Source organism: Streptomyces sp. NPDC031111 (assembly GCF_055570675.1).
Map to the genome: position 1 here is coordinate 165,512 of NZ_JBVIGS010000010.1, position 21,497 is coordinate 187,008.

23 protein-coding genes are annotated in these 21,497 nt (G+C 73.1%); 12 read left to right on the forward strand and 11 right to left on the reverse strand.

What is annotated here, in order from left to right; translation table 11 throughout:
- Positions 1-114 precede the first annotated feature (114 nt).
- From ACZ470_RS21890 to ACZ470_RS21905, 4 genes are all read right to left on the reverse strand, one after another.
- The gene (locus ACZ470_RS21890; protein WP_468429500.1) at positions 115-321 is read right to left on the reverse strand and encodes a hypothetical protein; all 207 of its coding nucleotides are present in this window, start codon (positions 319-321) and stop codon (positions 115-117) included.
- Between the two features lie 185 nt (positions 322-506).
- Entirely contained in the window at positions 507-1,712 is a 1,206-nt protein-coding gene (locus tag ACZ470_RS21895) for a glycoside hydrolase family 64 protein (RefSeq protein WP_468429501.1), read from the reverse strand.
- Positions 1,713-2,038: 326 nt separating this feature from the next.
- A complete protein-coding gene (locus ACZ470_RS21900) occupies positions 2,039-2,929 on the reverse strand; it encodes a Gfo/Idh/MocA family protein (RefSeq protein ID WP_468429503.1) in 891 nt (296 codons plus the stop codon).
- Positions 2,930-3,076: 147 nt separating this feature from the next.
- Positions 3,077-3,490 carry a VOC family protein gene (locus ACZ470_RS21905; RefSeq protein ID WP_468429506.1) on the reverse strand — a complete coding sequence of 138 codons (414 nt, stop codon included), beginning with the start codon at positions 3,488-3,490 and terminating at the stop codon, positions 3,077-3,079.
- Positions 3,491-3,709: 219 nt separating this feature from the next.
- On the opposite strand from ACZ470_RS21905, the gene ACZ470_RS21910 reads away from it, so the two are divergent.
- The 3 genes from ACZ470_RS21910 to ACZ470_RS21920 all read left to right on the forward strand — a co-directional run bounded on the left by ACZ470_RS21910 (position 3,710) and on the right by ACZ470_RS21920 (position 6,821).
- Entirely contained in the window at positions 3,710-4,567 is an 858-nt protein-coding gene (locus ACZ470_RS21910) for an aldo/keto reductase (protein ID WP_468429508.1), read from the forward strand.
- A 114-nt stretch (positions 4,568-4,681) separates the two neighbouring features.
- Complete coding sequence (locus ACZ470_RS21915; protein ID WP_468429510.1) at positions 4,682-6,451, forward strand: ABC transporter ATP-binding protein; 1,770 nt, start codon at positions 4,682-4,684, stop codon at positions 6,449-6,451.
- Positions 6,452-6,563: 112 nt separating this feature from the next.
- Entirely contained in the window at positions 6,564-6,821 is a 258-nt protein-coding gene (locus tag ACZ470_RS21920; protein ID WP_468429512.1) for a DUF5133 domain-containing protein, read from the forward strand.
- Positions 6,822-6,842: 21 nt separating this feature from the next.
- On the opposite strand, the gene ACZ470_RS21925 is transcribed toward ACZ470_RS21920, so the two are convergent.
- Positions 6,843-7,814 carry a GlxA family transcriptional regulator gene (locus ACZ470_RS21925; protein WP_468429514.1) on the reverse strand — a complete coding sequence of 324 codons (972 nt, stop codon included), beginning with the start codon at positions 7,812-7,814 and terminating at the stop codon, positions 6,843-6,845.
- Positions 7,815-8,003: 189 nt separating this feature from the next.
- On the opposite strand from ACZ470_RS21925, the gene ACZ470_RS21930 reads away from it, so the two are divergent.
- Together ACZ470_RS21930 and ACZ470_RS21935 are read left to right on the forward strand one after the other, a co-directional pair.
- Complete coding sequence (locus ACZ470_RS21930; protein ID WP_468429516.1) at positions 8,004-8,477, forward strand: DUF2269 family protein; 474 nt, start codon at positions 8,004-8,006, stop codon at positions 8,475-8,477.
- Positions 8,478-8,639: 162 nt separating this feature from the next.
- On the forward strand, positions 8,640-8,855 hold the full coding sequence (locus ACZ470_RS21935) for a hypothetical protein (protein WP_085573724.1): 216 nt from the start codon (positions 8,640-8,642) through the stop codon (positions 8,853-8,855).
- A gap of 21 nt (positions 8,856-8,876) precedes the next feature.
- On the opposite strand, the gene tgmB is transcribed toward ACZ470_RS21935, so the two are convergent.
- The 3 genes from tgmB to ACZ470_RS21950 form a co-directional block, all read right to left on the reverse strand.
- Entirely contained in the window at positions 8,877-9,860 is a 984-nt protein-coding gene (gene tgmB, locus ACZ470_RS21940; protein WP_468429518.1) for an ATP-grasp ribosomal peptide maturase, read from the reverse strand.
- Between the two features lie 16 nt (positions 9,861-9,876).
- Entirely contained in the window at positions 9,877-10,068 is a 192-nt protein-coding gene (gene tgmA / locus ACZ470_RS21945) for a putative ATP-grasp-modified RiPP (protein WP_004935783.1), read from the reverse strand.
- 120 nt (positions 10,069-10,188) lie between these two features.
- A complete protein-coding gene (locus ACZ470_RS21950) occupies positions 10,189-10,515 on the reverse strand; it encodes a YkvA family protein (protein ID WP_468429520.1) in 327 nt (108 codons plus the stop codon).
- A gap of 243 nt (positions 10,516-10,758) precedes the next feature.
- On the opposite strand from ACZ470_RS21950, the gene ACZ470_RS21955 reads away from it, so the two are divergent.
- Positions 10,759-11,364 carry a hypothetical protein gene (locus tag ACZ470_RS21955; RefSeq protein WP_468429522.1) on the forward strand — a complete coding sequence of 202 codons (606 nt, stop codon included), beginning with the start codon at positions 10,759-10,761 and terminating at the stop codon, positions 11,362-11,364.
- Positions 11,365-11,397: 33 nt separating this feature from the next.
- On the opposite strand, the gene ACZ470_RS21960 is transcribed toward ACZ470_RS21955, so the two are convergent.
- Positions 11,398-12,510 (reverse strand): hypothetical protein, encoded by a 1,113-nt coding sequence (locus tag ACZ470_RS21960; protein ID WP_468429524.1) that lies wholly within the window; start codon positions 12,508-12,510, stop codon positions 11,398-11,400.
- A 396-nt stretch (positions 12,511-12,906) separates the two neighbouring features.
- Between ACZ470_RS21960 and ACZ470_RS21965 the strand changes: the two genes are divergently transcribed.
- From ACZ470_RS21965 to ACZ470_RS21980, 4 genes are all read left to right on the forward strand, one after another.
- A complete protein-coding gene (locus ACZ470_RS21965) occupies positions 12,907-13,314 on the forward strand; it encodes a hypothetical protein (protein ID WP_468429526.1) in 408 nt (135 codons plus the stop codon).
- Entirely contained in the window at positions 13,311-14,090 is a 780-nt protein-coding gene (locus ACZ470_RS21970; RefSeq protein WP_468429528.1) for a hypothetical protein, read from the forward strand. Before ACZ470_RS21965 ends, ACZ470_RS21970 begins: the two co-directional genes overlap by 4 nt.
- 38 nt (positions 14,091-14,128) lie before the next feature.
- On the forward strand, positions 14,129-14,629 hold the full coding sequence (locus tag ACZ470_RS21975) for a roadblock/LC7 domain-containing protein (protein ID WP_468429530.1): 501 nt from the start codon (positions 14,129-14,131) through the stop codon (positions 14,627-14,629).
- Between the two features lie 85 nt (positions 14,630-14,714).
- Positions 14,715-15,089: a roadblock/LC7 domain-containing protein gene (locus tag ACZ470_RS21980; RefSeq protein WP_468429532.1), complete on the forward strand. Its 375-nt coding sequence runs from the start codon at positions 14,715-14,717 to the stop codon at positions 15,087-15,089.
- A gap of 52 nt (positions 15,090-15,141) precedes the next feature.
- Here the strand turns inward: ACZ470_RS21980 and ACZ470_RS21985 are convergent, their stop codons facing one another.
- Entirely contained in the window at positions 15,142-16,344 is a 1,203-nt protein-coding gene (locus ACZ470_RS21985; protein ID WP_468429533.1) for a globin domain-containing protein, read from the reverse strand.
- A gap of 343 nt (positions 16,345-16,687) precedes the next feature.
- On the opposite strand from ACZ470_RS21985, the gene ACZ470_RS21990 reads away from it, so the two are divergent.
- Entirely contained in the window at positions 16,688-18,415 is a 1,728-nt protein-coding gene (locus ACZ470_RS21990) for a sensor histidine kinase (RefSeq protein WP_468429535.1), read from the forward strand.
- Between the two features lie 156 nt (positions 18,416-18,571).
- The gene (locus tag ACZ470_RS21995) at positions 18,572-20,941 is read left to right on the forward strand and encodes a glycoside hydrolase family 65 protein (RefSeq protein ID WP_468429536.1); all 2,370 of its coding nucleotides are present in this window, start codon (positions 18,572-18,574) and stop codon (positions 20,939-20,941) included.
- 18 nt (positions 20,942-20,959) lie between these two features.
- On the opposite strand, the gene ACZ470_RS22000 is transcribed toward ACZ470_RS21995, so the two are convergent.
- Entirely contained in the window at positions 20,960-21,457 is a 498-nt protein-coding gene (locus tag ACZ470_RS22000; protein ID WP_468429538.1) for a lamin tail domain-containing protein, read from the reverse strand.
- Positions 21,458-21,497: the final 40 nt, after the last annotated feature.

A 21,497-nucleotide genomic window follows, 5' to 3' on the forward strand; every position in this document is an offset into this window, starting at 1 on the left:
TCTCCCCCCCCCCCCCCCTTCTCTCCCCCCCCCCCCCCCCCCCCCCCCCCCCCCCCCCCCCCCCCCCCCCCCCCCCGCCGCCCTGCCGCACCGGCGGGGCGTGCGGGCGGGAACTCAGGGAAGGATCTTGTCCAGGGCGGTGGGCCCCTCCTCGTCCAGCTTCCGCCTGGCCCAATCGAGGTTCTGCGGGGTGAGGTCCTTGCCCGAGGCAAGGACCAGGTCCTCCGGCGACACATCGGTGCCGGTGCGGGCGTGGAGCAGGCTGTCCGGGGTGGCGCGGTCCTCGGGCTGCCGGGACGCGTCGGGCTGGGACGTCGACATCTTCTGGCTCCTCGGGTCCGGATCGCTGTTGCGGCCCCGGTGCTGTCATCGGGTCCGATACTCACCATTCAACGCGGGAGCCCGCCGTGCATCCGGAACGCTCGCGGCACCGCGGTGAAGGGCCGCTCCTCCTGGAGGGCGGGGTACCTTCCCGCGCCGCCGGGAAACCTGCCCGTCGAGCCGCTCTAGAAGGCCGTGAGCGTCAGCCGGAAGCCGGTGGGTGCCGTGTCCTGGATGTACGAGGCGAAGTCGGCCACGTCGTCGAAGGCGAAGCCGTACGCCCTGCCGTCCTCGGTGGCCGTGTGGACGGCCCTGGAGTAGTGGTTGGTGAGCTCGGTCCGGTAGAAGTCCGAGGCGTCGGTCGTCGGCTGGTCGGGGTGGCTGAGCAGGGTCGAGCGGTTGAAGCCGGCGCCCAGCACCGCGGCGACCGGGCCGGTGGTGCCGTCGTTGGGGGCGGCGAGGGCGCCGTCGCAGAAGAGGACGTCCCGCGTGGACGGCTTGCCGAAGGAGACCTGGGCGGGCCCGTCGAAGGTGAACCGGTCGCCGCGCACCCGGCCGGTGAAGGTACCGGCGTTGGTGGTGACCTTGAGGTCCCGGCCGGTGTAGGTGCTCCACACCTCGTCGATGTACGGGGCGAGGTAGTCCTCGGCGAACAGCCCGGCGTCCAGACCGTGTCCGGGGGCGATGATCCGGGTGTCGTCCACGACGAGCCGTGAGAACGCCTCCACCCGCTTGACGGCCGCGAAAGCCGCCGCGCGGCCGCCCTCGCGCACGGTGCCCGTCGTCTGGTCCTTGGCGCCGGTGAGCCGGATGGCCAACGGCACGCTGAACATGTCGACCATGGTGGTGTTGCAGAACATGCCCGAGGAGTTGTACGTGAACTCCGCGCAGTCGTGCAGCACGCCGTGGTTGGGGTCGGAGGCGACCCAGCCGGCCGGGTACTGGAGCGCCGCGTTGCCGGCGCCGTCCGTGACGACCTTGAACTTGAGCTTCGCGCCGAGGGAGACGTAGATCCGGCCGGACATGTACGGCAGGGACAGCTTGGTCTCGCCGCTGCCGGCCAGGCCGATCGCGTAGTCCGTGAAGCCGTCGGGGCCGTTGTCGGACGCGGCGACCGGGGCGACGGTGCCCTCGGGGGTGACCCGGACCTGACGGCCGTCGGCGTTGCCCACGATGTAGACGTGCACGTTCGCGTTGTCGAAGGAGCCGCTGTTGTTGACGATCGTCAGCGGCAGGGCGCCCGCCGCCGCCGTGCCGGCCTTCCGCTCGCCGGACTGGTCCGCGAGGGCGTGCGGAGCGATCGCCGCCGCCGTGGGGACGGCCACGGCGGCTCCGCCGAGGGCGAAGAGGACCTTGCGGCGGCCGAGGCTGCGCTGGTGACGAGGAGTCATGTGGGGGATCTCCTGGAGTAGTGCGGGTTGCGGACCGCGCCGGCCGACCGACGTGGTGGGGGGAGACCAAGAGCGATGAGAGCGCTCTCAGACGCTACGTCGGGGCCGGCGCGCGGCACTGATGGTAGGGACCGCGGCGTCCCCCGCCAACGGTCCGACTTGTCCACGCACCGGCGCTCACCTGCGCATACGCGAAGGGGCGACGAACTCCCCACGATCGCTTAACCGGCCTTTAAGGGGCCCTTAAGTCGACCGGGCGCCGAGACCACGGAGCGCGTTGAGAACGCTCCATTCCGCAGTCGCCCGGGGCCGCGCGAGAGTCGCTGTCAGCGGGCACCGCCGCCCAGCAGCGTCTCCGCGGTGGCCAGGATCTCCGTCACCCGCAGGGCGAACGCCGCGTCACAGGGGTGGGGAGCGCCGCCGTCGGCCGCGGCGAGCAGGGCGTCCGCGGCCCGGGTGAGGGCCGGGACCGGGCCCTCCGTGGCCTCCGGGAGGAGCGTGACCCCGGCCTCACCGCGCAGCTCCACCACGGCGCCGGCCGCGGCCGGGGGAGCGGTGAGGCTCAGGGTGAGGCTGCTCGACGCCCCACCGGCGTGGTCGAGGACGAGATGGACGGTGTCCCCGGGGCCGTACGCGGCGGCCGTCACCCGCCGCGCGTCACCGAGCACCGGCAGCAGCACGGACAGGGCGTGCGGGCCGACGTCCCACAGGGCGCCCTTCTCCCGCCGCCACGGAGACGCCGCGAAGGGATTGCCGTCGGCGGTGAACACCGCCCCGAGCCACTGGGCCCGCCCGGTGAACCAGCCGCCCGCGCGCCCCTGTTCGGTGATCCACGCCTCCGGTTCGGGCTGGAAGCGGGTGGTGAAGAAGACGACGGAGGCGACCCCGGACTCCTCGGCCGCCTCCACCACCGCCCGCCCCTGCGCGACCGTCGGTGCCAGCGGCTTGTCGAGCAGCAGATGGCACCCGGCCCGTGCCGCACGCACCGCCAGCCCCGCCTGCACCGCGGGCGGCAGTGCCACGGCGACGGCGTCCACGTCGGCGAACAGCGCCTCGACGTCGTCGTACGCGCGGGTGCCGTGCTGCGCGGCCAGTTCCTTGGCGGCTTCGGGCCGGCGGCCCCACACGCCGGCGAAGTCGAGTTCCGGGTGCCCGCTCAGCGCGGGGGCGTGTGCCACCCGCGCCCAGGGCCCGGTGCCGAGCAGTCCGATCCGCATGCCGCCGCCTCTCCCGGTCCGGCGACCGCCGCCGCACCGGTGTCCTGGCGCGCTCCGCCGACGCGCTCCGGTCAGTACCGTGATCCCTGCCGAAACGTCATGTCAACGGCGTGCCGCCGGAAAGCCGCGGGGCGTTCGCGGCCGGCGTCACCCCTCGGGCTGGTTGATGTTGACCATCCAGGGGATGCCGAAGCGGTCCGTGCACATCCCGAACACGTCTCCCCACATCTGCTTCTCCAGCGGTACGGACACCGAGCCGCCGTCGGACAGCTTCTCCCAGTAGCCGCGCAGCGCGGACTCGTCCTCGCCGCTGACACTCACGGCGAAGTTGTTCCCCGGGGCGTGCGTCATGCCCGGCGGCATGTCGGCGCCCATGAGGGTGAAGCCGACGGGGCTCGAGAGCATGCCGTGCATGATCTTGTCGGCGTTGTCGGCTCCGGGCTGACCGAAGTCGCCGTACGTGTTGAGCCGCAGCTCGCCGCCGAAGACCTCCTTGTAGAACTCCAGCGCCTGCCGTGCGTTCCCGTCGAAGCTCAGATAGGGGTTGAGGAGCGAGGCCATGATTACCTCCGGAATGTCCGCAAAGGGGCAACTCCGCGCAGCGTAACGCCGGGCACCGACAACCGCGCGGCGGCGCCGTCGCCCTCCGCGCGCCGCGATTCAGCGCCCCGTCTGCTGAATGCGTTCGCTTTCTTCTATTGGATTTCGGGCCGTCCGGGGACCAGGCTGGTACGCGCTTTCCAGGACCGTGGGACGACAGCCGGAAGAGGTCGCGCGCACATGCACATCCGCCGTATCGGTGATGTCGAGGTCGGTGCCGTCGGGCTGGGCGCCATGCCCATGTCGATCGAGGGCCGCCCGGACGAGGCCCGTTCACTGGCCACCCTGCGCGCCGCGCTGGACGCCGGTGTCACCCTGATCGACACCGCGGACGCCTACCACCTGCACGCCGACGAGGTCGGCCACAACGAGACCCTGATCGCCAAGGCGCTCGCCTCCCACGACCGGGGCGGCGACGTCCTGGTCGCCACCAAGGGCGGTCATCTGCGCCCCGGTGACGGCAGCTGGACCCAGGACGGCAGCCCCGAGCACCTCAAGCGGGCGTGCGAGGCGTCCCTGCGCCGGCTGGGCGTGGAGGCCATCGGGCTCTACCAGTTCCACCGGCCCGACCCCCGCGTCCCGTTCGCCGAGTCCGTCGGCGCGCTGCGGGAGCTGCTGGACGAGGGGAAGATCCGGATGGCCGGCGTCTCCAACGCCGGCCCGGAGCAGATCCGGCAGGCCGACGAGATCCTCGGCGGCCGGCTGGCCTCCGTGCAGAACAAGTTCTCCCCGGCCTTCCGGTCGAGCGAGCCGGAGCTGCGCCTGTGCGGCGAGCTCGGCATCGCGTTCCTGCCCTACAGCCCGTTCGGCGGCATCGCCCGGGCCGGCGAACTCGCCGCCGCCCACGCCCCGTTCGCCCGGATCGCCCGGAGGCACGGGGTGAGCGCGTACCAGGTGTGCCTGGCGTGGATGCTCGCCAAGTCGCCGGTCGTCGTCCCCATTCCGGGCGCCAGCCGGCCGGAGTCGGTCCGCGACTCGGCGGGCGCCGCCGATCTCGTCCTGACGGCCGAGGACATCGCGGAACTGGACGCCGTCTGACCTCACCCGCCCGTCTCAGGCGCCGGACGCCGGAGCGGCGGCCCCACGTGCCCGGTGTACTCCTGGACGTGAGGCGCGGAAAGCGCTTGCTGGATTCACAGGGGAGGACCACCCATGGCGTCGTCGCTGGAAAGACCGCTCGACCACCGCTACCGCGGCGAGCACCCGATCCGCACCCTCGCCTATCTGTTCCGCGCCGACCGGGGCCGGCTCGCCGCCGCCGTCGTCGTCTTCACCGTCAAGCACAGCCCCGTCTGGCTGCTGCCGCTGATCACCGCGTCCATCATCGACACCGTCGTGCAGCACCAGCCGATCTCCCGGCTGTGGACCAGCACCGGCGTCATCATGTTCATCCTGCTGGTCAACTACCCGCTGCACGTGCTGTACGTACGGCTGCTGTACGGCAGCGTCCGCCGCATGGGCACCGCCCTGCGCTCCGCGCTGTGCACCCGCATGCAGCAGCTCTCCATCGGCTACCACTCCCGGGTCAGCGCCGGCGTGCTCCAGGCCAAGGTGGTCCGGGACGTGGAGACCGTGGAGCAGATGGTGCAGCAGACCGCGGAGACCGGGCTCGGCGCGCTCACCGTGCTCACCGGCGGACTTGTCATCATCGCCATTCGCACGCCGGAGTTCCTCCCGGTCTTCCTGGTCGTCGTACCCGCCGCCGCCCTGCTCGTCGCCCGGCTGAGGGCCCGGCTGCGCACCCACAACGAGCACTTCCGCCACGAGGTGGAGGCGCTGTCCTCCCGGGTGACCGAGATGACCCGGCTCATCCCCGTCACCCGCGCCCACGGCCTGGAGGGCAAGGCGCTGCGCCGGATGAACGGCACCCTGAACCGGCTGCTCACCTCCGGGCTGCGCCTGGACCTGGTCAACGGCCGCTTCGGCTCGCTGGCCTGGGTCGTCCTCAACGTCGTCGGGGTGATGGTGCTGGCCGGGGCGGCCCTCGTCTCGTACTACGACGTCTGGGGCGTCACCGCCGGCGACGTCGTGATGCTCAGCGCCTTCCTGACCACCCTCACCAACTCCACCACCACGCTGGCGGGCCTGGCCCCCGTCATCACCAAGGGGCTGGAGTCCGTCCGCTCGGTCGGCGAGGTCCTCCAGGCCCCCGAACTCGAGGACAACGAGGGCAAGGCGGAGCTCACCGCGCTGCGCGGCGCGATCACCTTCGAGGGCGTCGGCCACGCCTACGACTCCGACGGGCGCCCCGCCGTGCGCGACTTCACCCTCGACGTCGCCCCGGGCGAGACCGTCGCGCTCGTCGGCGCCTCCGGGGCGGGCAAGTCCACGGTGCTCAACCTCGTCATCGGGTTCATCCGCCCCACCTCGGGCCGGCTGCTGCTCGACGGCACCGACATGAACAGCCTCGACCTGCGCACCTACCGGCGTTTCCTGTCGGTGGTGCCCCAGGAGTCGATCCTGTTCGACGGCACCATCAGGGAGAACGTCGCCTACGGCATGGACGACGCCGACGAGGAGACGGTACGGGCCGCCCTGCGCGACGCCAACGCGCTGGAGTTCGTCGACCGGCTGCCCCAGGGCCTCGACACCCTCGTGGGGGAGCGCGGCGCACGGCTGTCCGGCGGGCAGCGCCAGCGTCTCGCCATCGCCCGCGCGCTGATCCGGGACCCCAAGGTGCTGGTCCTCGACGAGGCGACCTCGGCCCTTGACACCCGCTCCGAGGCACTGGTGCAGGAGGCTCTGGCCCGGCTGCTGCGCGGGCGCACCACGTTCGTCGTGGCGCACCGGCTGTCCACCGTGCGCGGCGCCGACCGGATCGTGGTGATGGCGGACGGCCGGATCCAGGAGATCGGCACCCACGAGGAACTGCTGCGCGGGGGAGGGGCGTACACGGCGCTGCACAGCGGGCAGGTGGCCTGACGAGCCGGTCAGGGTGCGACGGGTTTCGGTCAATTGCGGTCAGTTGAGCACATGAGGTGAGTGCTTCGGTCTGGTTCGGGCATACGCAGCGAAAACCAGAGAGGGGCGCTTCGTGCTCGGACCGGACCCGAAGGTCGTCAGACAGCTGCTGACGCGGTACGCGACGCTGCGGATAGCACAGGCGGAGCGGCACGCGCCGGCGGCGGCGCGCGAACTGGAGGACGTCGGCCGCACGCTCCGCGCCATGATGGGGACGTCCGACCTCCACGAAGCCATCGCCCTGGCGGACGCCCTGCTCGACAGGGCGCGCCCCGCCACCGGCAGGGACCCGGAGGCGGACGGGGAGAGGGGCCTGTCCCTGGCGGTCTGAGCCACCGGGACCCTCACCCGTTCACCCGCCGCCCGCGGGGACGGCGCGCCGTCCGCTGAACGTCGAGCGGTAGGCGTACGGCGTGGTGCCCACCACCTTGCGGAACCGCTCGCGGAACGCCGTGGGCGACCCGAACCCGGCCTGCTGGGCGATCCGTTCGACCGTGTGGTCGCTGTTCTCCAGCAGGTACTGCGCACGCCGCACCCGGGCCCGCAGCAGCCACTGCAACGGCGTGGTGCCCGTCTGCTCGCGGAACCGGCGGCTGAAGGTGCGCTCGCTCATACCGGCGCGCGCCGCCATCGCCCCGAGCGTGACCTCGTGCGCCAGGTTGTCCTCGATCCAGTCCAGCAGCGGTTCCAGGTCCGACCCGCGGGGCACCGGCGGGTGCTCGTGCACGATGAACTGGGCCTGGCCGCCCTCCCGCTCCAGCGGCATCACCGACATCCGGGCGGCGTTCGCGGCGACGACCGAGCCCAGGTCCCGGCGGATCATGTGCAGGCACATGTCCAGCGCGGCGGCGGCCCCGGCCGAGGTGAGGATCCGGCCGTTGTCGACATAGAGCACGTCCGGCTGCACGTCGACCTCCGGGAAGGCCCGCGCCAGCTGCCCGGCCGCCACCCAGTGCGTGGTGGCGCGCAGGCCGTCCAGCAGCCCGGCCTCCGCCAGTACGAAGGCGCCCACGCACACCGAGGCGATCCGGGTGCCCGCCCCGGCCGCCTGCCGCAGCGCCGCGAGCACGGCGGGGGAGGGCGGGGGCGCCCCTTCCGCACGGCCCGGGACGATGATCGTGTCGGCGTCCGCCAGCGCCTCCAGCCCCCGGTCGACGCGCAGGGTGAAACCGCCGTCGGCGAGCACCTCCGGCCGCTCGGCGCACAGCCGGACCCGGTAGGGGTGCCGCCCGTCGGGCAGCCGGGTCCAGTCGAAGACCTGCATGGGCGCCGCCATGTCGAAGGGCACGACCCCATCGAGAACCAGAATCGTCACGGAGTGCATGAACGCCACGATAGGCGGGTTCCCGCCACCCGCCGGAACCGGGGGCACCGGGTGGAACGCCCGCCGAAGCCGTGGTGGGCGGTGCTGGCGGGAATCCGTTGGAACCTGTCGTTTCAGCCCCTGGGTGATCACCCGGCGGGCTCCTAACGTGGGCCCGGCACCGCCGATCACACCATGGAAAGAGTTCCGGTGACCAAGCTCCTGCTCTCCCTCCACGTCCTGGCCGCCATCATCGCCGTCGGCCCCGTCACCGTCGCGGCCAGTATGTTCCCGCCCGCCGTGCGCCGGGCCGCCCCGGCCGGGGCCGACGGGACCGCCGCGACGGACATGACCACCGTCGCACTGCTCCACCGCATCTGCCGGGTCTACGCCCGCATAGGGATCGCGGTGCCCGTCCTCGGCCTCGCCACCGGCCTCGCGATGGGCGTCCTGGGCGACGGCTGGCTCATCACCTCGATCGCCCTGACCGCGGCCGCCGCCGGAGTCCTGCTCGCCTTCGTCCTGCCCCGGCAGGACGAACTCGTCGAGCAGCTCGGCGAGCAGCGGCCACCGGAGCGCCGGGACACCGTCCGACTCGCCATGTTCACCGGGGTGTTCAACCTGCTGTGGGCGACCGTCACGGTCCTGATGATCGTCCGCCCCGGCTCCACGACGGGGGCCTGATCCGGGCGGGACCGCTCGGTGTGCCCGATGTGTGCCGCACATCCGCCGCGTCCGTTCCGTGTCCCCTTGTACCGGGGAATTCCTCCTTCAGGGTGTCCGGCCGCCTAGACTCTGCAATCGCGTCCCGCATCGGGGCCGACGAGCAGAAAGGCACGTTGACGCGTGTTCCAGGATTCCCCCATCTACGACCGACTCATCGCGGAGTGCGGCGACGTGCCCGCGCAGGTGCGCCGCGAGGCCGAACGCGTGAGCCGGGAACTGGAGCTGGTCATGCGGCCTCTGCAGTCCCCCGGTTACGCCCCCGGCCTCGACCGGCCGCACTCCCCGGGCAACGGCTGGCAGCGCACCGCCCTGCTGCCCGGACCCCGGTCGCACTGATCCGGGCGCGGTGACGGCCCCTCACCGCACCGTGCTGCCCGCCTCGTCGAGCTCCGCGGGTTCGTCGGGAATCGGACGGGACAGCCACTCGGCGATGGTCCGGGCGATCGGCTGCCCCGTCTCCACCTCCACGAATCCGAACTGCCCCGACTGGTTGCACTCCAGGAACCACCAGGTCCCGTCGGCGTCCTCCGCGAAGTCGAAAGCTCCGTACGCCAGTTCGGCCCGGCGCAGATAGGCGCGTACGGCGTCGGCGGTGCGCGCCGGGACCTCGACCGGCTCCCAGGGCGACCCGGGGGCGGCGAAACGCACGTCCACCTCCTCCGGATCCGCGTCCGGCGCCGTCATCTTGCGGGCCGCCAGCAGCCGCTCGCCCACCGCGGTGAGCCGGATGTCGGCCCGCTTGGCGATCCGCCGCTGGAGCAGCGTGGGCCCGAACGCCACCGCCGAGAAGTCCGTGTCCGGCGCCACCCGGCTGGTCGGCACGGCCCGCGGCGGATCCTGCGGGTGCGACCCCGACACCGGCTTCACCACCAGGTCGGGGAAGCGTTCGGCGAACTCCCGCGCGGCACGCGGGAACGTGGTGATCACCGTGGCCGGCACGGGCAGGCCGCAGCGCTGGGCCAGACGCAGCTGCCACGGCTTGTGGCGGGCCCGGTGCGCGGCGTCCGGGTGGTTCATCCACCGCGCGTCACAGCCGCGCAGCATGCCGTAGAGCGCCTGTGAGGCCTCCTCGGCCAGCCACGCGGACGGCCGCGGCGCGTGCCCGGCGGGGGTGCCGGGCCGGCGCACCCACACCGACCGCAGTCCGCCGATGCTCACCAGCCGGCCGCCGGCGGACAGATGGCCGCGGAAGCGGCCGTGGACGTACTCGCCCGACAGGGAGACGCCACCGGTCAGATCGGCGGGGTCGAGACGCACCACCGGCACACCGGAGCCGTTCAGATGGACGACCACCATGTCGGCGGTCACATCCTCCTCACTGGTGAGGATCAGGACGGTCATCGTCTACGGTCCGCGTTCAGTCGTCGAAGTGGGTCTTGGAACCCGCGGTGGACGTCGTCGTCCCCACCTCGCGCAACAGCGCGTGATCGCAGGCCGCGATCCGTCCGTCGCCGAGTACGTTCAACTGCAGTCCGGAGTCATACGCATACGGAGTGGCAACGGCCAACTCAACTGCCGGACGGGCGTAGTTGAGCGCGAACGGTTGCATCGTCTCTCCCTCGTCGGTGCTGCGCCGAGCAGGCAACGGCCCACGGTGCGCCGTCGCTTGGTCCGCCGACTTCTTTTGGCTTCCAGAGACTTATACGAATCGAACGGGTGGTTGGTTTCCTCACGGAGCGTAGTCATCGGCGGGTCGCCGGCCGCCCCGCCTGAGGGGCGTTCCGGGCGCCCGGGCGCCGGAGGAACCGCGCACGGTGCGCAGAGCGAGCAGCAGCACGCCCATGTCGTCCAGATAGACCGGATCGGGCAGCAGATCGGCGGGCAGCACCAGATAGAGGACCGCGCCCCAGAACACCCATCGGGGCCCCGTGGGCAGACCCGCGTGACGCAACTCACGCCGTGTACGGACCAGTCGGACCAGTACGGCGACGGCGCCGGCCAGCACCACGGCCGCGAGGACCGCGGCGACGACGAGCACCACAGTGGTCGTGTCCAACGGACTGCCCTCCTCCCGGTGACGCGTGCCGAGGTCCCGCCGCGGCACGGCCCTCACGGGAGCGGATTCCCGTTCCCGGCCCCGGTATGGCGGCCGGGACCGGCCATGCGCGCACGCGTCCGATGCCCCGCGGGAACCACGCGAAACGCCGGATCGCCGCAGGTCATCCCGGTGGCTCAACCAAGTGGCAGCGAGCGGTGGGGGCGCCTAGTAATGGTCATCAGCCTTCCCATGGAGTCGATCATGACCACTTTCTCCCCGTCGTCCTCGAACGAACCGGTCATATCCACCGAGGCTGCCGCGGTCCCGCCCTCCGTCGAGGACGTCACCCGGCTGGTGGCGCTGCTGCACGACGAGCCGCCGGCGCGCCGGCGGGACGCCCGCCGCCCTCGCAGGCTGCTTCTCCTTACGCGCCGCTCGCCCGAGCCGGTCCTCCGGTCCGTGATCCGGTCGAGCTGGCTCGCCGCCGTGGCCCTCGCCCTGTGCGCGGTGACCCACTTCCCGCTGCGCCATGACGGCGTCTCACCGCGCCTGCTCGCCTGCACCGTCGGCCTGTCGGTGCTCTGCACGGCGCTGGCACTGATCCTGGTGGTGCGACCCGGAGCGGTCGCACTGGCCGGAGCGGTCGTGGTCCCGGCGGTCCTTGCCGCGGCCCACGTCTACGGGGGTTCCCTGCCGTCGGCCGACCTGTCCAGGTCCGTGGAACTCGCCCTCGCACCCCCGTGGCTCGCCACCCCGGCCGCCTTCATCGCCGCGTTACTGGCCCTGGCGGCCCTGCTGGTACGCGTGCGCAACTGCGGGCAGTCGTGCCGCTGGGGCGGCACGGGTGGGCGCAGCGGCACCCCGTAAGCGCCGGGCTGCGCAACCCACCCCCGACCGGACTCAGCCCGGCTCCCCACCCTCCGGCCGCCGGGCCTTGGCACCGGGCTTCAGCCGTTCCAGCGTGCGCGTCAGCTGGTGCAGCGGCGACGGGCTCCGCGGCGCCGGAGGCTGCCCGACGGCCGAACCCCCGGCCGACTCCCGATACGCCGCCAGCGCCTCGTGCGCACGCTCGGCGGCCTCCCTGTACAGGTCCCGCGACTTCGTCATCGCCTCCAGCGCCTCGGCGTACATCGCCACCAACGCCCGCTCGCGGGCGAGCTCCTCCTCCGGCGTCAGCAGCCGCCAGTCCTCCCGCAGCGCGGTCAGGGCGTCGTGCGCGCCGTCCGGCAGCACCCGCGGCAGCGCGTCGAACCGGGCCACCGCGTCCACGAGGTCGGCCGGTTCCTTGCCGTCCAGGAACACCGCGCGCACGGAGAAGGCGTCGGCGCCGTAGCCCTCGGGGGCCGGGCCGCCCGGCAGCACCACCGCACCGCCCCTCGGGACCTCCACCCCGAACTCCCGCAGCGCCCAGTTCGCCACCCGCGACTGCTGGGGCGTGGCCCGGTGTTCCACCACCCGGTCCCGCAGCCCCGGCGGCAGCCAGCGCGCGAGCGGCACCCGCCCGCGTTCGTCCGTGGTCATGGCCTCATGCACCACGACATGGATGTGCCACGGGTCGCGCGCACAGTCGCGCAGCAGCCGCCGTACGTCCTTGTCGTCCTCGGGCAGGGGGTTGATGCCACCCGGCCGCAGTCCCGTGGCCGGGTCGGCGTTCCATGCGGCGTCGTCCGGCTCCGTCGGCCAGAACATGGCGGCCGGGGACGGCCAGGAGTGGTCCCAGGGCCGCTCCGCCTCCGCGACCAGGGTCCAGTCCCGACCGCCGTCCGCGGGGGCCGCGAGGGTCAGCCTGGCGCGCACGGTGATCTCACCGGCGACGCGCGTACGGGATTCGAACACCAGGTCGGGGGCGGTCTCGGCGGCGGGGAGTTCCAGGAAGTCGTCGATGTCCCGGTCGTCCTTGAGCCGGCGCAAGGTGCGCCGGAGCACCGTGTCGGCCGTGGTTCCGGTGTGGCGGCCGCGGGCCAGCCAGACCGTGGGGGGAATGGTGGGGTGGGCTGTGGGCGAGGTCGGCATGGGTCCAGTCGTGAACGGGGGCACGTGCTCCTGCCAGTATCGTCGCCGCCGGCCCGCGGGTTGAGCCGGGGTTCCGCCGGACGGCGTGTCGCGCGCGGGGTGTGCGCGGCGCACACGTGGTGAGCGCCGTTCACCCGTGGCCCCGGTGGTGCGACCGTCACCACAATGGGTCCCGCGAGCGGGGCCGGCCCACCATCCGCATCGGGGCCGGTCCTGCCCGCGCCGGACCGGGCGACCGCCCCGTTGCCCGGCGGCAAAAGCCCGGACCCTACCAGTGGCGAACCGCCCCTGTCGCATATTCCACGGGAAAACGCCAAAGCCCTCACCACGGTCGAGCACACACCGTAGCGTCGACGTCACGTTCGCGGTACAGCCGTGCGAGAAGGGGGATCCGGCGTGCCCGGAATCGACGAGAGCCTGCTGGAAGCCATGCGACTGCCCGGCGCGCGAGGAGCACTGGTGGTCGACTGGATCAGCGGGCTCGCCCTGGGCGCGGTGGGCGAGGCCCCGGGCGGTGACGCGGAGGCCACGGCCGCGGAGACCGCCGAACTCGCCCGCCTGGCCATGGAGAGCGGCACGCTCGCCCCGGGCGACGGCGGCGGCGCCACGGCGGGATCGGGCAAGGAACCACCCGTCGACGACCTGATCCTCACCACCGCGGACGCGTACCACCTGCTCCGGTTCGTCATCACGACCTTCGACAGCACCGTGTTCCTGTACCTGTGGCTCGACCGAGCCGAGGGCAACCTCGCCCTGGCCCGGATCCGGCTGGCCGAGATGGCCGAGCGGCTGGTGCTCGGATGATCCCGACACCGTGCGCGGACGGATCCGCGCCCGAGCTGCTCGGCACCCTCGCGGCGGACCACGCCACCGGGGCACTCTCCACCGAGTCCGGGATCTTCTACCTCTCCGCCGGACGCGTCGTCCACGTGGAATCCGCGTACAGCCCCGATCTCGGCGACCTGCTCACCCGCAGCGGAGCCGTCGCCCCGGCCGGCTGGTGGGAGGCGGTCGAGCGGGCCGGGGCCCGCCAAGGCGTCGGCCGCCGGCTGGTGGACAGCGGACGCCTCACCACCGGTGCGCTGGAACTCTGCCACCTCGGCGCCCTCTTCGACGCGGCATACTTCGCGCTCGCCCACCACGGCTCCGCGCTCCGCTTCCGCCCCGGGGCCGCGCACTGGATCGGCGTGGTCCGCCCCGTGCCGGTGGCGACCGTGCTCCACGAGTCCCGGCGCCGGCGCGACCTGCTGCACCGCATCTGGCCCGACCCGGCCGTCGACACCGCCCCGCTCGCCCGCGTGCCCGGCACCGGCCCCGCCGGGCTGCCGCCCCGCCGCGCCCGCACCCTCGACCAGGTCGACGGCGCCCGCACCGCCGCACAGATCGCCTCGGCCCTCGCCCACCGCGCCTTCCACACCCTCGTCGAACTGCGCCGCCTGGCCGCCGGCGGACTGGTCACCCCCGCGCCACCCCCGCCCGCCGCGCCCGTCCACACCGTCCCCGACGCGGGCGGGGCGGCGTGGGACGAGCCCGACACAGCGCTGCTGAAACGGCTCCTGGACGCCTTGGAGGCACTGTGATCCGCGCGCGCCGGCAGCGTGCCGAAAGGAGACTGCTCATGGCCGTCGAGACCGACGTGCTGGACGAACTGCGTCGGCTCCGTACCCGGATACCCAAACTGGCGGGCTCCCTCGCGGCCACCGTCGACGGACTCGTGCTCGCCCACGACGTACCGGACACCGAACCGGAGGGGCTGGCCGCGCTCACCGCCGCCGCGCTCGGGGTCGCGTACCGCATGACGGACGCCGCCGCCCGCGGCGACTTCCGCGAGCTGCTGGTGCGGGGCAGCCAGGGCTACGTCGCGACCTACGCGGCGGGCGGCACCGCCGTGCTCACTCTCCTCGCCGACGACCGGGTCAACGTGGGCCGGCTGCATCTGGAGGGCCGGCGCAGCGGCGCCCGGATCGCGGAGCTGGTGCAGACGGGCATCGGCCCGGGCGGGGGCCGGCACGCCGACCGGCTCACGGCCCGGGAGGCCCCCGGACCGGCCCGGCCCATCGGCACCCTCCCGGTGCGGACCCCGCAGCGGCCCGCACCCCGGCCCCAGCCCGGCGGCTGACCTCCCGGCTTTCCCCTCGGCCGGACGCCTCGTACCACCCGGCGTCCGGCCCGTATCACCCATCACGACGGAAAGGACATCTCCCATGGCCAACACCGAGACCTCGCTCAAGGAATGCCTCAGCTCCATCGAGGGCGCGACGGCCGCCGCACTCGTCGACTACACCAGCGGCATGGCCCTCGGCACGCTGGGCGGCGGCAAGGACTTCAACCTGGAGGTCGCCGCCGCCGGCAACACCGACGTCGTACGCTCCAAGCTGCGCACCATGGAACACCTGGGGCTGAACGACGAGATCGAGGACATCCTGATCACCCTGAGCAGCCAGTACCACCTGATCCGCCTGCTCAAGGGACGCGGCGGGAACGGCCTCTTCCTGTACCTGGTGCTCGACGCGGGCCGCGCCAACCTGGCGATGGCGCGGCACCAGTTGCGCCGTATCGAGACCGAGCTCGAGGTCTGATCCCGGCACGTGGCCCCGCGTGCCGACGGCGGCACACGGGGCCCGGCGCCGGTCAGGCCGCCTCGGGCAGCCACAGGTCGGGGCCGAAGACCTCGTAGTGGATGGAACGGGCGGGCACCCCGGCGTCGAGCAGCCCGCCGCGCACGGCACGCATGAAAGGCAGCGGGCCGCACAGATACACCGTCGCGTCCGCCGGAACGTCGATCCCCGCGAGGTCCATCAGGCCGTCGCGGGCGTCGGGCTCCTCGGGGCCCGGACGCTCGTACCAGAAGACCGCCTCCGCGTCGGGCAGCGAGCCCACCGTCTCCCGCGTCTCGGCGCGCAGGGCGTGCTCGCCGGGGGAGCCGTCCGCGTGCAGGACGAGCACCCGCCGGGTGGAGCCGGTGGCGGCCAGCCGGGCCAGCATGCCCAGCATCGGCGTGCAGCCGATCCCCGCCGAGACGAGGACCAGCGGGGTGTCGGCCTCGTCGAGCGCCACGTCACCTGCGGGCACCGAAAGGACCAGCTCGTCCCCGGTGCCGATCCGCTCGTGCAGCAGGTTGGACACCTCTCCGTCCGGCGCGCCGTCCGCTCCGGCGACCCGCTTGACGGTGATCCGCCGCAGCTCGTCCCCCGGGTCGGAGGACAGGCTGTACTGGCGCAGCTGGTGCACCCCGTCGGGCATGCGCAGCCGTACGCTGACGTACTGGCCCGCCCGGGCCTCCGGAGCCGGCTCGCCGTCGGCGGGACGCAGCAGGAACGACACCACGTCGTCGGTCTCCTCGTGGCGCTCCACGACCGTCCACCGGCGCCAGATGTCGCCCGGTTCGACACCGGCGTCCCGGTACAGGCGCGCCTCCCGCGCGATGAGCGCGCCGGCCATCAGCCAGTACACCTCGTCCCAGGCGGCGGCGACCTCGGGCGTCACCGCGTCGCCCAGCACCTCGGCGATCGCCCCGAACAGGTACTTGTGGACGATCGTGTACTGGTCGTCGGTGATCCCGACCGCCGTGTGCTTGTGCGCGATCCGGGACAGCAGGGCGTCCGGCCGGGTGTCCGGGTCGTCGAGCAGCGCCTGGGCGAAACCGGCTATGGACCCGGCGAGCGCGCGGCGCTGGGCGCCACTGGCCTGGTTGCCCCGGTTGAACAGGCCGTCCAGCAGCTCGGGCCGGTCGCGGAACATCGAGCCGTAGAAGCGGGTGGTGATCTCGTCGAGCGCCCCGGCCACGGCGGGCAGGGTGGCCCGCAGTACCGCGGCGGACTCTTCGGACAGCATGAGGTCTCCCAAGGGCGGGACGGGGGAAGGGGTTGGACCGCGGATCCGGATCGGCGGCAGCACCTGTATAGCAATCCGACATGCCCGTTTCCCGGGGTAACGGGGTCGTCGGCGGCAACGCGGGACCGTCGTCCCGGCGGAACGGGACCTCCGGCCCCGGCGGGCGGCCGGGGACAGGGCCGACCGGCCCTGTCCGTCCCGTCGCGCCCGCGGCCGGCCCCCGGTCCCCGCCCGTCCGGCCGCCGGGCCGATGCCGTAGCGTCACCATTGCTGGACCGTTACCGGTGCGCCGGCGGCAGGCCGCCGGGCGTCGGCGTCGGACGAGGGGACGGGAGGCACACGGGTGGCAGGCTCCGAGCGGGACGGGGACGCCCGCGTACGGCTACCGCAGCTGAGGCTCGACGAACTGCTGGAGGAGCTCCAGGCGCGGATCGACGCGGCCCGCGGCACCCGCGACCGGGTGCACAGTCTGCTGGAGGCCGTTCTCTCGGTCGGCCGGGAACTCGACCTGGAGCAGGTGCTGCACAGCATCGTGGAGGCCGCGGCGGCGCTGGTGGACGCCCAGTACGCCGCCTTGGGCGTGATCGGCCCGGACGGCAAGCGGCTGTCCGCCTTCCACACCGTCGGGGTCGACGAGGAGACGATCGCCCGGATCGGCCACTACCCCGAGGGCCACGGCATCCTCGGCGAGCTGATCCGCCATCCGGAGCCGCTGCGGGTGGCGCGGCTCTCCGACCACCCCGCCTCGTACGGATTCCCCCCGCACCACCCGCCCATGAACAGCTTCCTCGGGGTCCCCATCCGGGTCCGCGACCAGGTCTTCGGCAACCTGTACCTGACCGAGAAGCGGGGCGGGGCGCACTTCGACGAGGAGGACGAGTCGGTCCTGTCCACCCTCGCGGTCGCCGCGGGCGTCGCCATCGACAACGCCCGCCTGTACGAGGAGTCCCGGCTGCGCGAGCGGTGGCTGCGGGCCAACGCCGAGATCACCCACGGACTGATGTCCGGCAGCGAACGCGGCTCGGCCCTCCTGCTCATCGCGGAACGCGCCCGGGAGATCACCGGGGCCGCCCTCGCCGTGGTCGCGGTGCCGATGGCCGACACCGACTCGCTGACCCTGGAACTGGCCATCGGGCAGGGCGCGGACACCCACCGCGGGCTCGTCGTGCCCGTCGACGACAGCCTGCTCGGACGCGCCTTCACCGGTGCCGCTCCCGTCACCAGCCCGGACATCGCGCACGACGACCGGGCCTTCCCGGGCCCCGAGCGGTACACGGGCCTCGGACCGGCGGTCGCCGTGCCCATCGGGTCGGGCGAGGGCGTGCGCGGCATCGTCCTGCTGGTGCGGGCCGCCGGACGCAACGCGTTCGCGGACAAGGAGATCGAGCCGCTCCAGGGGTTCGCCGCCCAGGCGGCCGTGGCGATGGAGCTGGCGGAACGCCGTCGGGACGCCGAGCAGATCGCCGTGCTCGAGGACCGCGACCGGATCGCCCGCGACCTGCACGATCTCGCCATCCAGCGGCTGTTCGCGACCGGCATGACGCTCCAGAGCGCCGGCCGGTTCATCGAGCACAAGGAGGCCTCGGAGCGGGTGCTGCGGGCCGTGGACGACCTGGACGAGACCATCAAGATCATCCGGTCGACCATCTTCGGCCTGCGTTCGCCCGAGGACCCCGGCGGCGGGACCGGCCTGCGTGCCCGCGCCGTGCGGGTGGTCGGCGAGGCCGCCCCCGTGCTGGGCTTCCCGCCGAGCGTGCGGATGGAGGGCCTGATCGACACGCACGTCACCAAGGACGCGGCCGACCACGTGGTCGCCGTGCTCTCCGAGGCGCTGACCAACATCGCGCGGCACGCCCGCGCCGACCGCGCCGAGGTCGTCCTCGAGACCGACGGGCGCGAGCTGCGGCTGACGGTCGCGGACAACGGCGTGGGCATCGGGGACGGGGGCCGCCGCAGCGGGCTGCGCAACATGGCCGAACGCGCGGAGCGACTGGGCGGCACGCTCGACGTCACCACCTCCGCCGACCGGGGCACCACGCTCCTGTGGCGGGTGCCGGTGGGCGCACGCTAGGCGGCTTCCGCCCGGCCCGTGTGTGTTCCGCACCCGCCGGGGGTACTCCGATGGTCGACCGCCGGCCGTGGCGGCCGTCCGTCCCACGACCGGTGTGGGGACGGACCGCCGCGGCACGGCGCCGCGCGACGGCCGTCGGCGGGGAGGAGCGTCGAAGTGACGGGCTGGACCTGGGAGCACGAGGGGTACGACCCCGCCGACGCACGCCTGAGGGAGTCGCTGTGCACCCTGGGCAACGGATACTTCGCCACCAGGGGCGCGCTGCCCGAGTGTTCCGCGGACGACGTGCACTACCCGGGCACCTACGCGGCCGGCATCTACAACCGGCTCACCTCCGAGGTCGCGGGACGGCACGTCGAGAACGAGGACATGGTCAACCTGCCCAACTGGCTGCCGCTGCGCTTCCGGCTGCCCGGCGGGTCCTGGCTCACCCCCGACACGGCGACCGTGCTCGACCACGGCGAGACCCTGCACCTGTCGTCCGGGCTGCTGGAGCGCCGGACGCGGTACGGGCTCGGCGAGGGCCGGGCGCTCCTGGTGCGCCAGCACCGGTTCGTGCACATGGCCGACCCCCATCTGGCGGGTCTGCGCACCGAGTTCACCGCCGAAGGCTTCTCCGGCACCCTGGAGACGGAGGCGGCGCTCGACGGCGACGTCACCAACGCGGGAGTGCCCCGGTACCGGGACCTGGACGGCCGCCATCTGACCCATGTGCTCACCGGCACGACCGCCGCGGACACGGTGTGGCTGCGCTGCCGCACCCGTACCTCGGACATCCGGATCGCGCTCGCCGCCCGGCTGACGTCACCCGCGCCCGTGACGAATCGGCACGACCGCCCGCGGGCCCTTCAGACCACCCGTCTGGAGCTGGCGGCCGGACGCACCGTCACCGTCGACAAGGTCGTCGCCCTGCACACCTCCCGCGACCCCGCGATCAGCGACCCGCTGCACGCCGCCGTGGACCGGGTGGTCCGGGCGGGCGGCTTCGACGACCTGCTCCCGCCGCATCTGACGGCCTGGGACCAGCTGTGGCGCCGGGCGGAGCTGGACGTACCCGGTGAGGCGGGCCGCATCCTGCGGCTGCACCTCTTCCACGTCCTTCAGACCCTCTCCCCGCACACCGCGGACCTGGACGTGGGGGTCCCGGCCCGGGGACTGCACGGCGAGGCGTACCGGGGGCACGTCTTCTGGGACGAGCTGTTCGTCCTGCCGTACCTCAACCTGCACTTCCCCGAGGTCTCCCGCGCCCTGCTGCACCACCGCCACCGGCGCCTGGAGCGCGCCCGCACCGCCGCGCGGGACGCCGGGCGCAGAGGCGCGATGTATCCCTGGCAGAGCGGCAGCGACGGCCGGGAGGAGACCCAGCAGCTGCATCTCAACCCCCGCTCCGGGCGCTGGCTGCCGGACCACTCGCACCTCCAGCACCACGTCGGATCGGCGATCGCGTACAACGTCTGGCAGTACTGCGAGGCCAGCGGCGACCAGGAGTTCCTGCACACCAAGGGCGCCGAGATGCTGTTGCAGATCTCCCGCTTCTGGGCGGACTCGGCCACCTTCGACGACCGGCTGGGCCGGTACCGCATCAAGGGTGTGGTCGGGCCCGACGAGTACCACGAGGCCTACCCGGACGCCGCCGAACCGGGCCTCGACGACAACGCGTACACCAACGTCACGGCCGCCTGGGTGCTCGCCCGCACCCTGGAGGTGCTGCGCGGGCTGCCCGAGCCGCGCCGCCGCGAACTCGCCGAGCGGACCGGGCTGGACGCGGCCGAGCTCGAGGAGTGGGAGGAGGTCTCCCGCACCCTGCACGTGCCCTTCCACCACGGGGTCATCAGCCAGTTCGAGGGCTACGGCGAACTCGCCGAACTCGACTGGCGCGGCTACCGGCACCGGTACGGCGACATCCGGCGCCTGGACCGGCTGCTGGAGGCCGAGGGCGACACCGTCAACCGGTACCAGGCGTCCAAGCAGGCGGACGTCCTGATGCTGGGTTACCTCTTCGCGCCCGCCGAACTCCAGGGGATCTTCCGCAGGCTGGGGGTGGACCTGGACGAACGGACCTGGCGGCGCACGGTGGACCACTACCTGCACCGCACCAGTCACGGTTCCACCCTCAGCGGCCTGGTCCACGGCTGGGTGCTGGCCCGGGCCCGGCGCGCGGACGCCTGGAAGTTCTGCCAGGAGGCCCTCCAGGCGGACATCGCCGACATCCAGGGCGGCACCACCGGGGAGGGCATCCACCTCGGGGCCATGGCCGGCACCCTCGACCTCGTCCAGCGCGGACTGACCGGGCTGGAGACACGGGGTGGAGCCCTGTGGCTCGACCCCGTGCCCCTGCCGGAACTCTCCTCCTACGGCTTCACCCTGCGCTACCACGGCCACTGGGGCGTCCGGCTGCGGCTGGAGCACGGCCTGCTGGAGATCGCCGTGCCCTCGTCCGGCCGCTCCCCGATCGACGTGCACCTCCCGGACCGCACGGTGCGCCTCCGCCCCGGCGAGACGGACCGCCTGGCCCTCCAGGAGTGACCGCCGGGCGCCGGACCGTCACTTGTGGAACGTCACGTACCCGTTGCCGTCCGGGTCGGATCCGCGCTTGGTGTACGCGTGCGCGTCGGCCCGGCTGCCCGTCGGCTTGACGAGGTAGACGGTGTCCTTGTCGTTGTTCCACATGAAGTTGCAGTTGTCGCGGTAGACGACGTTGTCCTTGTCCGAGTCGGTGCCGTTGCCGCCGCGCAGCTTCACGTAGTCGCCGGGCTGGAGGTAGTGGCTCGCGGTGAAGACGAATCTGTTCCCCGCGGCGTCCTTGACGACGTATCCCTTGAGGTCGACCGTCTTCGACGACGAGTAGTTCTTGATCGTCAGGTACTCCTGGTGGGTGTTGCCCCCGGAGCACCGGTTGGAGTCGCTGCCCGGCGCGTCGTACTGGATGCCGCGCACCTTCAGCGCGGAGGTGTACTCGGTGGCCTGTGCCGGAACGGCCGTCAGCGCGGCCAGCGCGCCCGCGGCGGCGGTGGTGGCGACGGCGGCAGTGCGTATGCGCATCAACTCATCCCCCCTGCATGGTCCTTCGGTGAAGGACATG